This window comes from Curtobacterium guangdongense (genome assembly GCF_049341845.1).
In the GTDB taxonomy this organism is placed as follows: domain Bacteria; phylum Actinomycetota; class Actinomycetes; order Actinomycetales; family Microbacteriaceae; genus Curtobacterium; species Curtobacterium guangdongense.
This window is the reverse complement of sequence record NZ_JBMPIT010000001.1, coordinates 489,112-503,708: the sequence shown is the minus strand read 5'-3', so window position 1 is coordinate 503,708 and position 14,597 is coordinate 489,112. Positions and strand designations below refer to the sequence as shown.

General features: G+C 71.0%; 14 protein-coding genes and 1 rRNA gene. 12 read left to right on the top strand and 3 right to left on the bottom strand.

Annotated elements, in window-relative coordinates:
* From rrf to ACO0E1_RS02375, 10 genes are all read left to right on the top strand, one after another.
* Nucleotides 1–76: ribosomal RNA gene (gene rrf / locus ACO0E1_RS02420) — 5S ribosomal RNA — on the top strand; the annotation flags it as partial.
* Nucleotides 77–1,364: 1,288 nt separating this feature from the next.
* On the top strand, nucleotides 1,365–2,195 hold the full coding sequence (locus ACO0E1_RS02415; protein WP_422872715.1) for a tetratricopeptide repeat protein: 831 nt from the start codon (nucleotides 1,365–1,367) through the stop codon (nucleotides 2,193–2,195).
* A 31-nt stretch (nucleotides 2,196–2,226) separates the two neighbouring features.
* On the top strand, nucleotides 2,227–3,201 hold the full coding sequence (locus ACO0E1_RS02410) for an HAD-IIA family hydrolase (protein WP_422872733.1): 975 nt from the start codon (nucleotides 2,227–2,229) through the stop codon (nucleotides 3,199–3,201).
* 10 nt (nucleotides 3,202–3,211) lie between these two features.
* A complete protein-coding gene (locus ACO0E1_RS02405; protein ID WP_422872714.1) occupies nucleotides 3,212–3,391 on the top strand; it encodes a hypothetical protein in 180 nt (59 codons plus the stop codon).
* Complete coding sequence (locus ACO0E1_RS02400) at nucleotides 3,384–4,220, top strand: TlyA family RNA methyltransferase (RefSeq protein ID WP_422872713.1); 837 nt, start codon at nucleotides 3,384–3,386, stop codon at nucleotides 4,218–4,220. The genes ACO0E1_RS02405 and ACO0E1_RS02400 overlap by 8 nt, the downstream gene beginning before the upstream one ends.
* Nucleotides 4,217–5,143: an NAD kinase gene (locus ACO0E1_RS02395; protein ID WP_422872712.1), complete on the top strand. Its 927-nt coding sequence runs from the start codon at nucleotides 4,217–4,219 to the stop codon at nucleotides 5,141–5,143. Before ACO0E1_RS02400 ends, ACO0E1_RS02395 begins: the two co-directional genes overlap by 4 nt.
* Entirely contained in the window at nucleotides 5,140–6,831 is a 1,692-nt protein-coding gene (recN, locus tag ACO0E1_RS02390; RefSeq protein WP_422872711.1) for a DNA repair protein RecN, read from the top strand. Before ACO0E1_RS02395 ends, recN begins: the two co-directional genes overlap by 4 nt.
* A 121-nt stretch (nucleotides 6,832–6,952) precedes the next feature.
* Nucleotides 6,953–8,668: a CTP synthase gene (locus ACO0E1_RS02385; protein WP_422872710.1), complete on the top strand. Its 1,716-nt coding sequence runs from the start codon at nucleotides 6,953–6,955 to the stop codon at nucleotides 8,666–8,668.
* Between the two features lie 79 nt (nucleotides 8,669–8,747).
* The gene (locus tag ACO0E1_RS02380) at nucleotides 8,748–9,317 is read left to right on the top strand and encodes an NUDIX domain-containing protein (protein ID WP_422872709.1); all 570 of its coding nucleotides are present in this window, start codon (nucleotides 8,748–8,750) and stop codon (nucleotides 9,315–9,317) included.
* 9 nt (nucleotides 9,318–9,326) lie between these two features.
* A complete protein-coding gene (locus tag ACO0E1_RS02375) occupies nucleotides 9,327–10,301 on the top strand; it encodes a site-specific tyrosine recombinase XerD (RefSeq protein ID WP_422872708.1) in 975 nt (324 codons plus the stop codon).
* A gap of 234 nt (nucleotides 10,302–10,535) precedes the next feature.
* Here ACO0E1_RS02375 and ACO0E1_RS02370 read toward each other — a convergent pair whose 3' ends face one another.
* Both ACO0E1_RS02370 and ACO0E1_RS02365 read right to left on the bottom strand, forming a co-directional pair.
* The gene (locus tag ACO0E1_RS02370; protein ID WP_422872707.1) at nucleotides 10,536–10,985 is read right to left on the bottom strand and encodes a DUF2510 domain-containing protein; all 450 of its coding nucleotides are present in this window, start codon (nucleotides 10,983–10,985) and stop codon (nucleotides 10,536–10,538) included.
* A gap of 98 nt (nucleotides 10,986–11,083) precedes the next feature.
* Nucleotides 11,084–12,121: an LLM class flavin-dependent oxidoreductase gene (locus ACO0E1_RS02365; protein ID WP_422872706.1), complete on the bottom strand. Its 1,038-nt coding sequence runs from the start codon at nucleotides 12,119–12,121 to the stop codon at nucleotides 11,084–11,086.
* A 50-nt stretch (nucleotides 12,122–12,171) separates the two neighbouring features.
* Between ACO0E1_RS02365 and ACO0E1_RS02360 the strand changes: the two genes are divergently transcribed.
* Together ACO0E1_RS02360 and ACO0E1_RS02355 are read left to right on the top strand one after the other, a co-directional pair.
* On the top strand, nucleotides 12,172–12,504 hold the full coding sequence (locus ACO0E1_RS02360; protein ID WP_422872705.1) for a TraR/DksA family transcriptional regulator: 333 nt from the start codon (nucleotides 12,172–12,174) through the stop codon (nucleotides 12,502–12,504).
* A gap of 134 nt (nucleotides 12,505–12,638) precedes the next feature.
* Entirely contained in the window at nucleotides 12,639–13,070 is a 432-nt protein-coding gene (locus ACO0E1_RS02355) for a TIGR02611 family protein (RefSeq protein ID WP_422872704.1), read from the top strand.
* A gap of 181 nt (nucleotides 13,071–13,251) precedes the next feature.
* Here the strand turns inward: ACO0E1_RS02355 and ACO0E1_RS02350 are convergent, their stop codons facing one another.
* Nucleotides 13,252–14,511: an MFS transporter gene (locus tag ACO0E1_RS02350; protein WP_422872703.1), complete on the bottom strand. Its 1,260-nt coding sequence runs from the start codon at nucleotides 14,509–14,511 to the stop codon at nucleotides 13,252–13,254.
* Nucleotides 14,512–14,597: the final 86 nt, after the last annotated feature.

Genomic DNA, 14,597 nt, shown 5'->3' with positions numbered 1-14,597 from the left:
GAACCCGGAAGCTAAGCCTCTCAGCGCCGATGGTACTGCAAGGGGGACCTTGTGGGAGAGTAGGACGCCGCCGGACTCAACGTAAGAAGATGTGGCCATCGGCCCTCCATCGAGAACTCGCAGGGGAGACCCTCGTTCTCGTGGGGGCCGGTGGCCATTTCTGTTTTCCCGTGCGCATGACGGCTCGACGCCTGGCCCGGTTCGTGATGGACTGGGGGTGCTCGAAACCACGGATGGCGCAACAACCACAACGACACAGCGGACGACAGCCGGCGCGACAGCTCCGGCACGCAACGAGGAGCACAACGGTGGCGAACGACGACGAACGGCGGAACGACCGCGACGACGAGCGTGGCGGACGCCCGCCTCGAGACGGCAACCGCTCCCCGCGTCGTGATGGCGCTCCTCGACGCGACGACCGTGGTGGCAGCCGCGGCGGATGGTCGTCCGGGCCCCGTGAGTTCGAGCGGCGTGAAGGTGACCGGCGTGATCGTCCGCAGCGGGATGGTGACCGTCCGTTCCGAGGCGACCGGGGACCGCGCGACAGCACCAGCGGACGTGGCTTCCGCGATGGTGGTCAGCGTTCCGATCGTCCGGCGTGGCGGGGGGACCGCGACTCCTCGGAGCGGCCGCCGCGCACTGGTGGCCCGCGCGGGGACCGTCCGTTCAACTCGGATCGTCCGCGTCGCGACGGCGACCGTCCGTACAATTCCGACCGTCCGCGCCGTGATGCCGACCGACCGTTCCGTGGCGGCAGCGATCGTCCGCGTCGTGATGGTGACCGTCCGTTCAACTCGGATCGTCCGCGCCGCGACGGCGACCGTCCGTACAACTCGGATCGTCCGCGTCGTGATGGGGATCGCCCGTACAACTCCGATCGTCCCCGCCGCGACGGGGACCGTCCGTTCCGTGGCGGCAGCGACCGTCCGCGTCGTGATGGGGACCGTCCGTTCAACTCGGATCGTCCGCGTCGTGATGGAGACCGTCCGTTCAACTCGGATCGTCCGCGTCGTGATGGGGACCGTCCGTTCAACTCGGATCGTCCGCGTCGTGATGGAGATCGTCCCTACAACTCCGACCGTCCCCGCCGTGACGGCGACCGACCGTTCCGCGGCGGCAGCGATCGCCCCCGCCGCGATGGAGATCGTCCGTTCAACTCCGATCGTCCCCGCCGCGACGGGGACCGTCCCGAGCGCGGACAGTTCGGCGCCCGCGGCGGCGACGAGCGTCGACGGTTCGGCGACGGCACCCGTGGTCCGGGCGCCCGCTTCGGTGAGGCAGCGCGCGACGACTACGAGGACCGCGACCCCTACGGTACGAAGTCGATCCGCCCGCGTCACGACGACCCGGAGATCCCCGAGGACGTGCAGGCGCGTGACCTCCACCCGCAGGCCCGCGCGGAGCTGAAGACCCTCAGCAAGGACAACGCCGACTGGGTCGCGCGGCACCTCGTGACGGCGGCGCTGCTCGTGGACGAGGACCCCGAGCTGGCGAACCAGCACGCGCTGAGTGCCGCCCGCCGTGCCGGTCGTGTAGCGGTGGTCCGCGAGACCGCTGCGATCACGGCCTACCGACTCGGTGACTTCGGCACGGCGCTGCGCGAACTGCGGACGTACCGCCGGATCTCCGGACGCAACGACCAGCTCCCGATGATGGTCGACTGCGAGCGCGGCCTCGGCCGTCCAGAGCGTGCGCTCGAGCTGGGCCGTTCGACCGACCGTGCGTCGCTCGATCCGGGCGTGCAGGTCGAGCTCGCGATCGCGATGTCCGGCGCGCGGCTCGACCTCGGGAATCCCACAGCTGCCCTCGGCGAGCTGGAGATTCCACAGCTCGACCCGTCGACGGCGTACAGCTGGTCGCCCGCGCTCTACAGTGCTTACGCGGCCACGCTCGAGGAGCTCGGCCGCCAGGACGAGGCCGACGAGTGGTGGGCCCGTGTCGACCGCGCGGCGGAGGCCCTCGCGGAAGCCGCCGATGAAGACTCTTGGGAGACAGTTGATGTGGTCGAGGAAGCGTTCGAAGTCGAAGAACTCGGAGACGGGCCCGAGCGACTCGATGGACCCGTCGACGACGAGCCCGGAGAGCCCGACCAGCTCGAGCCGCTCGACGAGCCCGCAGCGGACGAGCCCGACGACGACCTCGGCGAGATCGACGACGACAACCCCCGCGACGTCGACGGCTCCGCAGCCGACTGACACCCCGCGTCCACCGACGGACGGCGTCGACCTGGTCCTCACCGACCTCGACGGCGTCGTCTACCGCGGGCGGAATGCGATCCCGCACGCGGTCGAGTCGCTGACGCGTGCGTCGCTCACGGCTCGGGTCGGGTACATCACGAACAACGCCTCACGTCGACCGTCCGACGTCGCCGAGCACCTCGAGCGCTACGGGCTCGAGGTCACGCCCGACGACGTCGTCACGAGCTCACAGGCCGGCGTCCGGCTCCTGTCGACGCTCGTCTCCGAGGGCTCCACGGTCCTCGTGATCGGCGGCATCGGTCTGACGAGCATCGTCGAGCAAGCGGGGTTCACCGTGACGTCGAGCGCCGAGGACTCCCCGGCAGCCGTCATCCAGGGTTTCTCGCCCGACCTCGGGTGGCAGCAGCTGGCCGAGGCCTCGTTCGCGCTCGCGGACCCGGAGATCCCCTGGGTCGCGACGAACATGGACTGGTCGATCCCGGTCGAACGCGGCATCGCTCCCGGCAACGGCACGCTCGTGGCAGCGGTCCACCAGGCCGTGGGCAGGATGCCGGTCGTCGCCGGCAAGCCCGAGCGTCCGATCTTCGACGCCGCCCTCGCGCGGTTCGGTGGCGAGCATCCGCTGTTCATCGGGGACCGGCTCGACACCGACATCAAGGGCGCGAACGACGCCGGCATCCCGAGCGTGCTCGTGCTGACCGGCATCGACCAGGCGAAGCAGGTGCTCGCGGCTGATCAGCGTTCCCGTCCGACGTACGTCCTGCAGGACCTCCGTGGACTCTCGGAGCCGTACCCGGTGACCCACCGGCACGAAGCCGAGGACGGCACCCGGTTCGTGAGCGTCGGTGACGCCACCGTCCGGATGCACCAGCACGTGGTCCGGGTGGAGCGGGCAGGAGCGGACCCCATGGACCTGCTCCGCGCCGGTGCGACCGCGATCTGGGACTCCGGGCTGGCGATCTACGGCCTCGACGTCGACCCCCAGCTCTACGGCGGCGAGTAGCGTGGACGGCGTGTCGAACGACTCCGCGGAACCACAGCGCGACGAGCAGGAGCAGCCGTCCGTGACCGACGTCGCACGCCGCGCACGCGCGGCTGAGTACCTCCCGTTGCCGGAGCGCGCCGATGCCTTCTCCGGCCTGCACGACGAGCTGCGCACGCGGCTCGAGAGCGGTGGCACCGCGAGTGCCTGACCCCGACGTGTCGACCCGGACCGTGTCCGCTCCCGCGCGCCTGGACGCGACCGTTGCCGCTCGAGGGCTCGCCAGGTCCCGGACCGCCGCCGCCAAGCTCATCCAGGACGGCCGGGTCAGCGTCGACGGCACTGCGGTCGTCAAACCGTCGACCCCGGTGCTCCCTGACGCAGCGATCGTGGTGGACGCCGGGGACCAGTGGGTCTCCCGCGCTGCCCTCAAGCTCGTCGGTGCGCTCGACACGTTCGGCGTCGACCCGAGCGGTCGTGTGGCGCTCGACGTGGGCGCGAGCACGGGTGGGTTCACGCAGGTGCTCCTCGCTCGCGGTGCCCGTCGGGTGGTGGCGCTCGACGTCGGGCACGGACAGCTCGACCCCGTCGTCGCGATGGACGACCGCGTCGCCGTGGTCGAGGGCCTGAACGCGCGGAACCTCACCGCTGACGACTACCTGGCGCTCGATGCCTCCGCATCGCAGACCAGCCTCGTGGTCGGGGACCTGTCGTTCATCAGCCTCCGGATCGTGCTCCCCGCGCTCGTCGCTTCCGTGCCGGCCGACGAGTTCGTCCTGCTGGTGAAGCCGCAGTTCGAGGTCGGCCGCGGCGGTGTCCGCGAGGGCATCGTGCACGACGCCGACCTGCGGAACGACGCCCTGATGAACGTCCTGTGGGCGGCGTGGGACCTCGGTCTCGGAACCTCGGGGCTCGCAGCGTCCCCGATCATCGGCACCCACGGCAACCACGAGTACCTCGCGCGTCTCCAGCGGGGCGCAGGGTCCAATCCGACAGAATGGATCGACCGGGCGACGGAACTGGCGGAAGGAACCCCATGAGCGACGAACGGCACATCCTGCTCGTGTCGCACACTGGTCGCCGCGACTCGATCGACGCCGCGGTCGAGGTCTGCGACCTCCTGCACGCGGCCGGGCTCGTCCCGGTGATGCCCTTCGACGAGTACGCCGACATCCGCCGCGCCGAAGCATCCGTCGGTCAGGTCGACATCCTCGGTGTCGACGTGCAGGCCCAGGACCTCGAGATCGTCATCGTCCTCGGCGGCGACGGCACGATCCTCCGCGCGGCCGAGCTCGTGCGCGGGACCGGTACGCCCCTCGTCGGTGTGAACCTCGGCCACGTCGGGTTCCTCGCCGAGAGCGAGCGCGACGGCCTCTCCGAGACGGTCGAGCGCGCCCTGTCCGGCGAGTACCACGTCGAGGAACGCGTGGCCCTGCAGGTCGACGTCGTCGTCGGGCACGAGGTCGTCTACTCGTCGTGGGCCCTGAACGAGGCCACGATCGAGAAGGCGTCCCGCGAGCGCATGCTCGAGGTCGTCACCGAGGTGGACGGGCGTCCGCTGTCCTCGTTCGGGTGCGACGGTGTCGTGATCGCCACGCCGACCGGTTCCACGGCGTACTCCTTCTCCGGTGGCGGTCCGATCGTCTGGCCGGACGTCGACGCCCTCATCATGGTGCCGTTGAGCGCCCACGCCCTCTTCTCGAAGCCGATCGTCGTCGGACCCGACTGCGTCCTCGCCGTCGAGGTACTCCGGCGCACGAGCGGCGTCGGCGTGCTCTGGTGCGACGGCCGTCGTACCCACGACCTTCCCCCTGGAGCGCGCATCGAGGTCAGCCGGTCGCCGGAACCGGTGCGTGTCGCTCGACTCAAGGACGCCCCGTTCACGGACCGCCTGGTGGCGAAGTTCCAGCTGCCCGTCGCCGGGTGGCGTGGGCCGCAGCACGACGACGAGGACCGCCTGTGATCCAGGAGATCTCCATCAACGACCTCGGGGTCATCGGTGACGCGACGCTCGAGCTCGGCCCCGGCTTCACCGTCGTCACGGGCGAGACCGGAGCCGGCAAGACCATGATCGTCACGGCGCTCGGGCTGCTGCTCGGCGCGCGGGCGGACGCGGGCTCGGTCCGTCGGGGTGCGTCGAGCGCCGTCGTCGAGGGACGCTGGGACATCCCGGACCACGCCACCGTCGCGGAGCGCGTCGAGGACGCCGGGGGAGCGGTCGAGGACGGCGAGCTGATCCTGACCCGCACGGTCTCGGCCGAGGGGCGCAGCCGCGCCACGGTCGGCGGACGTGGAGCACCGGTCGCGGTGCTCGGCGAACTCGCGGACCAACTCGTCACGGTGCACGGGCAGTCCGACCAGATCCGCCTGACCTCGTCGACTGCGCAGCGTGCCGCCCTGGACGGCTTCGGCGGTGCCGCGGTCGAGAAGGCCCTCGGCAGGTACGTCGCCGCGTACGACACGTGGCAGCAGCACACCGCAGACCTCGAGACGCTCACGCGGGACCAGGACGACCGACTGGCCGAGGCCGCTCGTCTGCGCGAGGCCTCGGACGAGATCGAGGCGGCGGATCCGCAGCCCGGCGAGGACGTCGAGCTCCAGGAGCGCTCGGACCGCCTCGGGAACCTCGAGGAACTGCGCCTGTCCGCCGGCCTCGCCCACGAAGCCATCTCGTCCGAGTCCCTCGACGGCACCGACGTCATCGGCCTGGTCGAGGCCGCTCGGCGTGCGGTCGAGCGGGTCGCCGGCGCGGACAGCACGCTGCAGCCGGTCCTCGAGCAGCTGACGGAGCTCGGCATCCAGGCGAGCGAGGCGTCTGCCAGCCTGTCGAGCTACCTCGGTTCGCTCGAACCCGACGCGGGGCACGACCTCGAGCTCATCAACGAGCGCCGAGCACTCCTCGCGGGGCTCACGCGCAAGTACGGCGAGACGATCGACGACGTCATCGCGTTCGGGCAGCGTGCGAGCGATCGGCTCCTCGAGCTCGACGGCGACGACGACCGGATCGTCGCGCTGCAGGAAGCGGTCGCGCAGGACGAGCAGGCGCTCGACGAGGCGGCGACGTCCCTGACCCAGGCGCGCACGAAGGCGGCAGCGGACCTCGCGAAGCGTGTGACGACGGAGCTCAAGACCCTCGCGATGGCCGGCGCGACCCTGGTGGTCGAGGTCACCGACGCCGGCGAGTACCGGCGGCACGGGCGGGACCAGGTCGCGATCCTGCTGCAGCCGCACTCGGGCACGGACCCGCGACCGATCGGCAAGGGGGCGTCGGGTGGCGAGCTCTCCCGCGTCATGCTCGCGATCGAGGTCGTCATGGCCGGGTCGACGACGGTCCCCACCTTCGTCTTCGACGAGGTCGACGCCGGTGTCGGTGGTGCCGCGGCGATCGAGATCGGTCGACGCCTGGCGAAGCTCGCCGAGCGCACGCAGGTCATCGTCGTCACCCACCTGGCCCAGGTCGCGGCGTTCGCGACGAACCACCTCAACGTCGTGAAGGACGCCAGCGGCGCGGTGACGTCGTCGAGCGTCCGGCGTCTCGAGGGGGACGAGCGGCTGCAGGAGATGGCCCGTCTGCTCTCCGGGCTCGGCGACAGCGCGAGCGGCATGGAGCACGCGCGCGAGCTGCTCGAGGTCGCTGCCCAGTCCGCCTGACGGACGCACGCCGCCGTGGCGGACGGGATCGGGGCCGTGGACCCGGCCACGCGCCCGGGCGACACGCGCCGGGCGAACGCGGGTCGCGCCTCCCGGCAGTTCTGACGTACGATGGAACCCCGTGGCGGACACTTTCAGCAGCGGTACCCAGGCAAGCACCCCGACCCCGAAGGTGACGAAGCAGATCTTCGTGACCGGCGGGGTCGTCTCGTCTCTCGGCAAGGGCCTGACGGCGGCCAGCCTCGGCAACCTGCTCACGGCACGCGGCCTCAAGGTCGTCATGCAGAAGCTCGACCCGTACCTCAACGTGGACCCGGGCACCATGAACCCGTTCCAGCACGGGGAGGTCTTCGTGACCGACGACGGTGCCGAGACGGACCTCGACATCGGGCACTACGAGCGCTTCCTCGACATCAACCTGTCGCAGTCGGCCAACGTCACGACCGGGCAGGTGTACTCGACGGTCATCGCCAAGGAGCGTCGAGGCGAGTACCTCGGCGACACGGTGCAGGTCATCCCGCACATCACCGACGAGATCAAGCGCCGCATGCGGGAGCAGGCCTCGAACGACCCGCAGCCCGACGTCATCATCACCGAGGTCGGCGGCACGGTCGGCGACATCGAGTCCCAGCCCTTCATCGAGTCGGCGCGTCAGGTGCGGCACGAGCTCGGCCGCAACAACGTGTTCTTCGTGCACGTCTCGCTCGTGCCGTTCATGAACGCATCGGGTGAGCAGAAGACCAAGCCGACGCAGCACTCCGTCGCCGCGCTCCGCTCGATCGGCATCCAGCCGGACGCACTCGTGCTCCGCAGCGACCGGCCCGTCTCGGACTCGAACAAGCGCAAGATCGCGCTGATGTGCGACGTCGACGAGGACGCCGTGGTGAACGCGGTGGACGTCCCGTCGATCTACGACCTCCCGACCCTCCTCAACACGCAGGGCCTCGACCGGGTCATCGTCGACGCGCTGCACCTCGAGGCGAACGAGGTCGACTGGACCTCGTGGAACCCGGTGCTCCGGGCCGTGCACGAGCCGAAGAAGGACGTCACGATCGCCCTGGTCGGCAAGTACATCGACCTTCCAGACGCCTACCTGTCCGTGACCGAGGCGCTCCGTGCCGGTGGCTTCGCGCACAATGCGAAGGTCACACTGAAGTGGGTCGTCTCGGACGACTGCACCACGCCAGAGGGTGCGGCGAAGCAGCTCGGCGACGTCGACGGCATCTGCGTCCCCGGCGGGTTCGGCGTGCGCGGCATCGAGGGCAAGCTCGGTGCGCTGAAGTTCGCGCGCGAGAACCACATCCCGACGCTCGGCCTGTGCCTCGGCCTGCAGTGCATGGTCATCGAGTACGCCCGACACGAGGCCGGGCTGGTCGACGCGTCGAGCTCCGAGTTCGACCCGGAGACCCCGACCCCGGTCATCGCGACGATGGCGGAGCAGGTGGACATCATCGCCGGCGGCGACATGGGCGGCACGATGCGCCTGGGCCTCTACCCGGCGACGTTCACGTCCGGGTCGCTCGCGGAGTCGCTGTACGGCGCGCCGGAGGCGTCCGAGCGGCACCGTCACCGCTACGAGGTGAACAACAAGTACCGCCAGCAGATCGCGGACGCCGGCCTGGTGTTCTCGGGCACCTCGCCCGACGGCAACCTGGTCGAGTACGTCGAGCTCGACCGTGCGCAGCACCCGTTCTACATCGGCACGCAGGCGCACCCGGAGCTGCGGTCGCGTCCGAACCACGCGCACCCGCTGTTCGCGGGGCTCGTCGAGGCGGCGATCGCGCGCAACGAGTCGACCCGGCTCTTCGACCCGGAGAGCGAGCAGGTCGCGTCGTAACGCACCCACGATCGGACGGGAGGCACGGTGCCAGCTGGCACCGTGCCTCCCGTCCGTCATCGGCTGGTTGGATGGACGGGTGACCGACGCACCCATCTCCGACGAGCCCGCATCCTTCGACGTGACCGACTCGACCCTCGTGTACGACGGCGTCGTCTGGGACGTCCGGCGCGACACCGTGGCGTACGGCGACGGCAGCATGGTGCGCGAGTACATCGACCACACCGGGGCCGTCGCGGTCTACGCCGAGGACGACGAGGGGCGCGTGCTGGTCATCCAGCAGTACCGTCACCCGGTGCACCTCCGCGACTGGGAGCTGCCGGCCGGGCTGCTCGACATCTCCGGTGAGGACGAGCTCGTCGCCGCGCAGCGGGAGCTCGCCGAGGAAGCCGACGTCGAGGCCGACGACTGGGAGCCCCTGGTGCGGTACAACACCTCCGCCGGTGGCAGCAACGAGTTCATCCAGATCTACCGGGCCCGCGGTGTCCGAGCGACCGCGTCGACCTTCGACCGCTCCGACGAGGAAGCGGACATCGTGAAGCGCTGGGTGCCGCGGTCGGAGATCGTCGCGGGGATCCTGGAAGGCCGTTTGCGGAACTCAGCGCTCATCGTGGCGGCGCTCGCCGTGGACGCGGCGTCGCGCCGGTAGCCTTCGGGGATGGTCTCGCTCGCTGCCGCCACCGAGACGTACCTGCGACACGTCGCGATCGAGCGGGGGCTGTCGCAGCACACGCTGTCGGCGTACCGGCGGGACCTCGTGACCTTCGCCACGTGGGTCGGTACCCAGCCGGAGATCGACTCCGAGGGAGCCGACCGGGCCGGGGGTGCATCGGTCGTCGACGACGTCGCTCGACTGACGCGAGCGGATCTCGCGGGGTTCGTTTCGCATCTGGCCACGCGAGCAGCATCGCCGCTGGCGCCACGGTCCGTCGCCCGGATGCTCAGTTCTGTGCGGTCCTTCGCGACGTTCGCCGCTGGGGAGGGATGGCTGCCACTCGACCCCGGCGCGTCCGTCCGTCCGCCGAAGGCACCGATGCGGCTCCCGAAGGCGATCTCGGTCGACGACATGGACCGGCTGCTGCAGGCCGTCGACGGGGACGATCCCGTGCAGTTGCGCGACCGGGCGCTCCTGGAACTCCTGTACGCCACCGGTGCGCGCATCTCCGAGGCCGTCGGGCTCTCGGTCGACGACGTGACGGACGACCCGGACGGAACCGGGGTCTCGGTCGTCAAGGTCACGGGCAAGGGGAACAAGCAGCGGATCGTGCCGCTCGGCAGCTACGCGCGGGCCGCGATCGAGGCGTACCTGGTGCGGGCACGACCGGTCTTCGCCGTGCGGGGGCCGTCGACGCCGGCGCTCTTCCTCGGGGCCCGCGGGGCACGGCTGTCACGCCAGAGCGCCTGGCTCGTGATCCAGGCCGCGGCCGACCGGGCCGACCTGTCCGCCCACGTGTCGCCGCACACGTTCCGGCACTCGTTCGCGACGCACCTGCTCGAGGGCGGGGCGGACGTCCGGGTCGTGCAGGAGCTCCTCGGGCACGCGAGCGTGGCGACGACGCAGATCTACACGATGGTCACGGCCGACATGCTCCGCGACGTGTACCAGACGGCGCACCCACGGGCCCGGCGGTAGGCGGGGTGCGGCGGCGCATCCCATCGGCCGATCGCACGCGCCGCCAGTCCCGCCGGCCGATCGAGTGCGCCGCCAGTCCCGTCGGCCGATCGAGTGCGCAGAAAAGGGGGTCTGCGGGGCGGTCGTCCCTCGTCTTCTGCGCACTCGATCGCCAGGGCGACCGGGACGAGGAGCGTGAGGAGCGCGAGCGCCGGGCGCGAGCGAGCCGGGAGCGCAGGAGCGGGACGGCTCTGCTCAAGCCACCGGGAAGTGGACGTCTGCGGCGATGATGCCCGTCGCGACGGCGAGGACCAGCGACGACACCGCCAGGCTCCGAGCGAGGACCCGCCACCGGCCAGTCGCACCCGGGCGGACGATCCCGATCACGGCGGCGACCACGGCGAGCACGCTGAAGACGCCGTAGGGGTTCAGCAGCAGGGACGCGACGGCGAGCAGCACCGCGGAGATCGCGAACGCGCAGAGCTTCCGGGACGTGCTCGCGCCGTACGCCCACGCACGGTGTTCGACGGTGCCGGTCCGCACCGAGAAGGCCGGACCCGTCGACGCCACCACGATCGGCAGCACCGGCTCGACCTGCCGCGCCGGAACCGCCCGCGTCGCCTCCCCCCAGGCGTGACCGTCCCACCAACGGAGACGACCGGCATCCCGGGGGTCCGGGAACCAGCCAGCGGCCGGCAGCGTCACGAGGTGCTCCTGAGAACGGGGGATGGTGCGCTCCGACGCTACGTGCCGCCGTGCGCGCCCCCCAGTCCCAACCCGGGTGTCGGCAGGAAGGGGGACGCCTACGCGCGCGCCGGCGCGGCGTCCACCTCGGCGAAGACGTCCTTCACCGCGGCGAGGAGTCGGGCGTTGAAGTCCACGCCCAGCTGGTTCGGCACGGTGACGAGGACGGTGTCGGCAGCACGGACGGCGGCGTCCGCCGAGAGCTCCTCGACGAGCGACTCCGGAGACCCGATGTACGACCGGCCGAAGCGGGCGAGCCCACCGTCGAGGTACCCGACCTGGTCGGTTCCCTCGACCTGCGCGCGCACGCCGAAGTAGTGCCGTGACTCGTCGTCGATGATCGGGATGATGCTGCGCGACACGGAGACCCGGGGTGCCCGGTCCCAGCCGGACTTGGCCCAGACCCGACGGAAGCGCTCGATCTGCTCGGCCTGCAGCTCGTCGAACGGCACGCCGGTGTCCTCGGTCAAGAGGGTCGACGACATCAGGTTCATGCCCTGCTCGGCCGTCCACTCGGCGGTGGCGCGTGTCCCGGCACCCCACCAGATGCGGTCGGGGAGCGTGTCGGACAGCGGGAAGACCGGCAGTGAGCCCGCGGCACCCGTCATCTGCGGGTTCGCGTTCGCCATCGGCTCACCGGCGATCGCGCGGCGGAACACGCTCGTGTGCGCACGGGCGAGATCGGCGCCGTTCGGGTCCGAGGCGTCGGGCACGTACCCGAACTGCTGGTAACCGGCCTGAGCGGTCTCGGGTGATCCCCGCGAGACGCCGAGCTGCAGCCGCCCGCCGGAGATGAGGTCGGTCGCTGCAGCCTCCTCGGCCATGTAGAGGGGGTTCTCGTAGCGCATGTCGATCACGCCGGTGCCGATCTCGATGCGGCTCGTCTTCGCCGCGATGGCGGAGAGCAGCGGGAACGGTGCGGCCTGCTGGGGGGCGAAGTGGTGCACGCGGAAGTACGCGCCGTCGACGCCCGCTTCCTCGGCCGCCACCGCGAGGTCGATCGCCTGCACGAGGGCCTCGCGGCCGCTGCGCACCTTCGATCCGGGGACGTCACGCCAGTGTCCGAACGACAGGAACCCGATCTTGGTCATGTCCATGCGAACGCATTCGAGAGGTCGCGCATTCCGTCGGACTAGGTTCGGAGGACATGGACGATCCACGTGCGGCGCTGCGTGCGGAACGAGCGCGGGCGACGAAGCTCATCGCCGACGTCGAGCGGAGCATGCGCGACGTCAGCGACGCCCGTGACGGTGCGAACACGGACGACGAGCACGACCCCGAGGGAGCGACGCTGGCGTGGGAGCGCGGATCGCTCGGTGCGGTCCGCGACGACGCACGGCGACGCATCGGCCAGGTCGACGCCGCACTCGCACGTCTGGACGCGGGAACCTACGGGACGTGCGCCGTCGGCGGCGAACCGATCCCGGAGGCACGACTGGCGGCAGTCCCGTGGGCCGCGACGTGCGTCGCGCACGCGTGACGAGCCTCCCGTCCGCCCCGTGGTGACGTGAGCCGGCCGGGAGGCACGGCGCACCCCCGGCAGGTCCGCCCGCGTCCGGCGGGTGCGCACCGCGCGCGCCGCGGATTCCCAGCCGCGCGCCCTACCGTTTCGGCATGGACGGCGACCCGAACCACCGACCCGCGGAAGCGGACTCCGGTGAGTCCGCGCTCCGACACCGCTTCCGCTGGTTCCACGAGGCCCGCGAGTGGATCCACGCCCGGCCGCACCTGCACCTCTTCTACAAGGTGGTCGTCGGCATCGTCGGCGGGCTGGTCGTCATCATCGGGCTGATCCTCGTGCCGTTGCCCGGACCCGGGTGGCTCGTGGTGTTCATCGGCCTGACGATCCTGGCGAGCGAGTTCCACTTCTTCCACAAGATCATCACGTGGCTCAAGGCGCAGCTGCACCGCTTCTGGGACTGGGCGAAGGCGCACGGGCCGCAGTGGCTCCGCAACATCGCCGACCGCGGGAAGGCCGACGTCGACGCGGCACACGACGACGCCCACCGGAGCATCGGCCGGCGCCCGGCTCGTCCCGGGCACTGACTCCCCAGCGCTTCTGACCCAGCGCTTCTGACCCACAACGTGTGCGATGGGAAGCGGAATCGCGCGTAAGGGGTCGGAAATCCGGGCTACCTACGCGCGATTCGACTTCCTACGCGCGAATCGACCTCCCGCGGCACCACAGCCGCGGCAGCACAGCAGCGGGCCCGCGGCAGCGCGCGACTCAGTCCGCGGCGGGAGCGGGGCAGGCCTGCACGCGGACCGAACCCGTGGTGATGCGTTCGGACGCCTGCTCCTCGACCTCGGCGGCGTCCCGCGACACGAGCTGCAGCACGAGGGCGACCACCGCTGCGAGCACGATGAACGCGCCGTACCCGGCGATGACCGGCACGAGTCCGACCGTCGGCTCGAGCAGCCCGCCGATGACCGCGGGGACGCCGAACGCCAGGTAGCTCACGACGTAGATCGTGGAGAGCAGCCCGGCGCGGTGCGTGGGCGAGGCGGTTGCGAGCAGCATCCGGAGCGGCGCCTGGAACCCGGCACCGAACCCGACACCGGCGATCGCGCTGCCGACCACGAGGCCGGGCAGCGAGTGCGCGAACACGAACGCGACGGTGACGACCGGCCCGAGGATCAGCGCGACGAGTCCGATGAGGACGCCGATGCGCGCGTCGAGCCGCTGGATCGCGAGCCCGGTGAGCGCGCCGACGCCGGTGACGACGGCGATGAGTGCTCCGGCGGCGAAGTGGTTCGTGATCCCGAACACCGCCCCGAGCGCCGACGGCACGAGTGACAGGAACATCCCGCCGAGCGCCCAGCTGGCGATGAGCGAGCCGGCGACGCCGCGGAACAGCCGGCGCGAGGAGCGGGGCACGGAGATCGTCGGGCGAAGGGAACGCAGCGCCCCCGGCCGGCGGGTGACCCGCTCGGGGACGACCGCGAGCGCGATCACCATCAGGACGAGCAGGACCCCGAAGAGCACGTACACGAGCTGTTCCGGCGCCGGGCCCCACTCGACGAGGGCACCGCTCGACAGGGCTCCGGTCGCGAGGGCGATCGGCGGGATCACCCCGTTCAGGACGCCCGCGAGGGAGGGATGCGCCTCGAGCGAGTTGTCGATCAGCGCAGCACCGAGGGCGCCGATGAGCAGCCCGACGGAGACGCCCTGCACGATGCGGTCGACGATCAGCGCACCGAGGCCGTCCGCGATCGAGAAGAGCCCGAGCGAAACCGCGACGCCGAGCCCACCGACGACGAGCACCGGCTTCCGCCCGACGTGGTCGGACAGGCGGCCGGCGACGAGCAGGCTCGTGAGGAGCCCGGCGACGTAGATCGCGAACACCCCGGTGAGCATGAGCGGCGTCAGGTGCCACTCCGCCGCGTACACGGGGTAGATCGGCGACGGCACGGCGGACGACGCGACCGAGACGAGCAGCATGGCCGCGAGGATCCAGAACCCGGCGACCGAGCGAGCTGACTGCATGGGTGCCCCTTCGATGACGAACAGTACGAGGAAAGTCGTACCGCACTCTGCTGTACGACGCAAGTCGTACTGAGAGGTGAACGGTG

Excerpts from the sequence above, each read along its gene's own strand:
- ACO0E1_RS02365 (WP_422872706.1), bottom strand. The coding sequence starts at position 12,121 with ATGGACATGACCAAGATCGGGTTCCTGTCGTTCGGACACTGGCGTGAC.
- ACO0E1_RS02350 (WP_422872703.1), bottom strand. The coding sequence starts at position 14,511 with ATGCAGTCAGCTCGCTCGGTCGCCGGGTTCTGGATCCTCGCGGCCATG.
- ACO0E1_RS02375 (WP_422872708.1), top strand. The coding sequence starts at position 9,327 with ATGGTCTCGCTCGCTGCCGCCACCGAGACGTACCTGCGACACGTCGCG.
- ACO0E1_RS02360 (WP_422872705.1), top strand. The coding sequence starts at position 12,172 with ATGGACGATCCACGTGCGGCGCTGCGTGCGGAACGAGCGCGGGCGACG.
- ACO0E1_RS02355 (WP_422872704.1), top strand. The coding sequence starts at position 12,639 with ATGGACGGCGACCCGAACCACCGACCCGCGGAAGCGGACTCCGGTGAG.
- ACO0E1_RS02395 (WP_422872712.1), top strand. The coding sequence starts at position 4,217 with ATGAGCGACGAACGGCACATCCTGCTCGTGTCGCACACTGGTCGCCGC.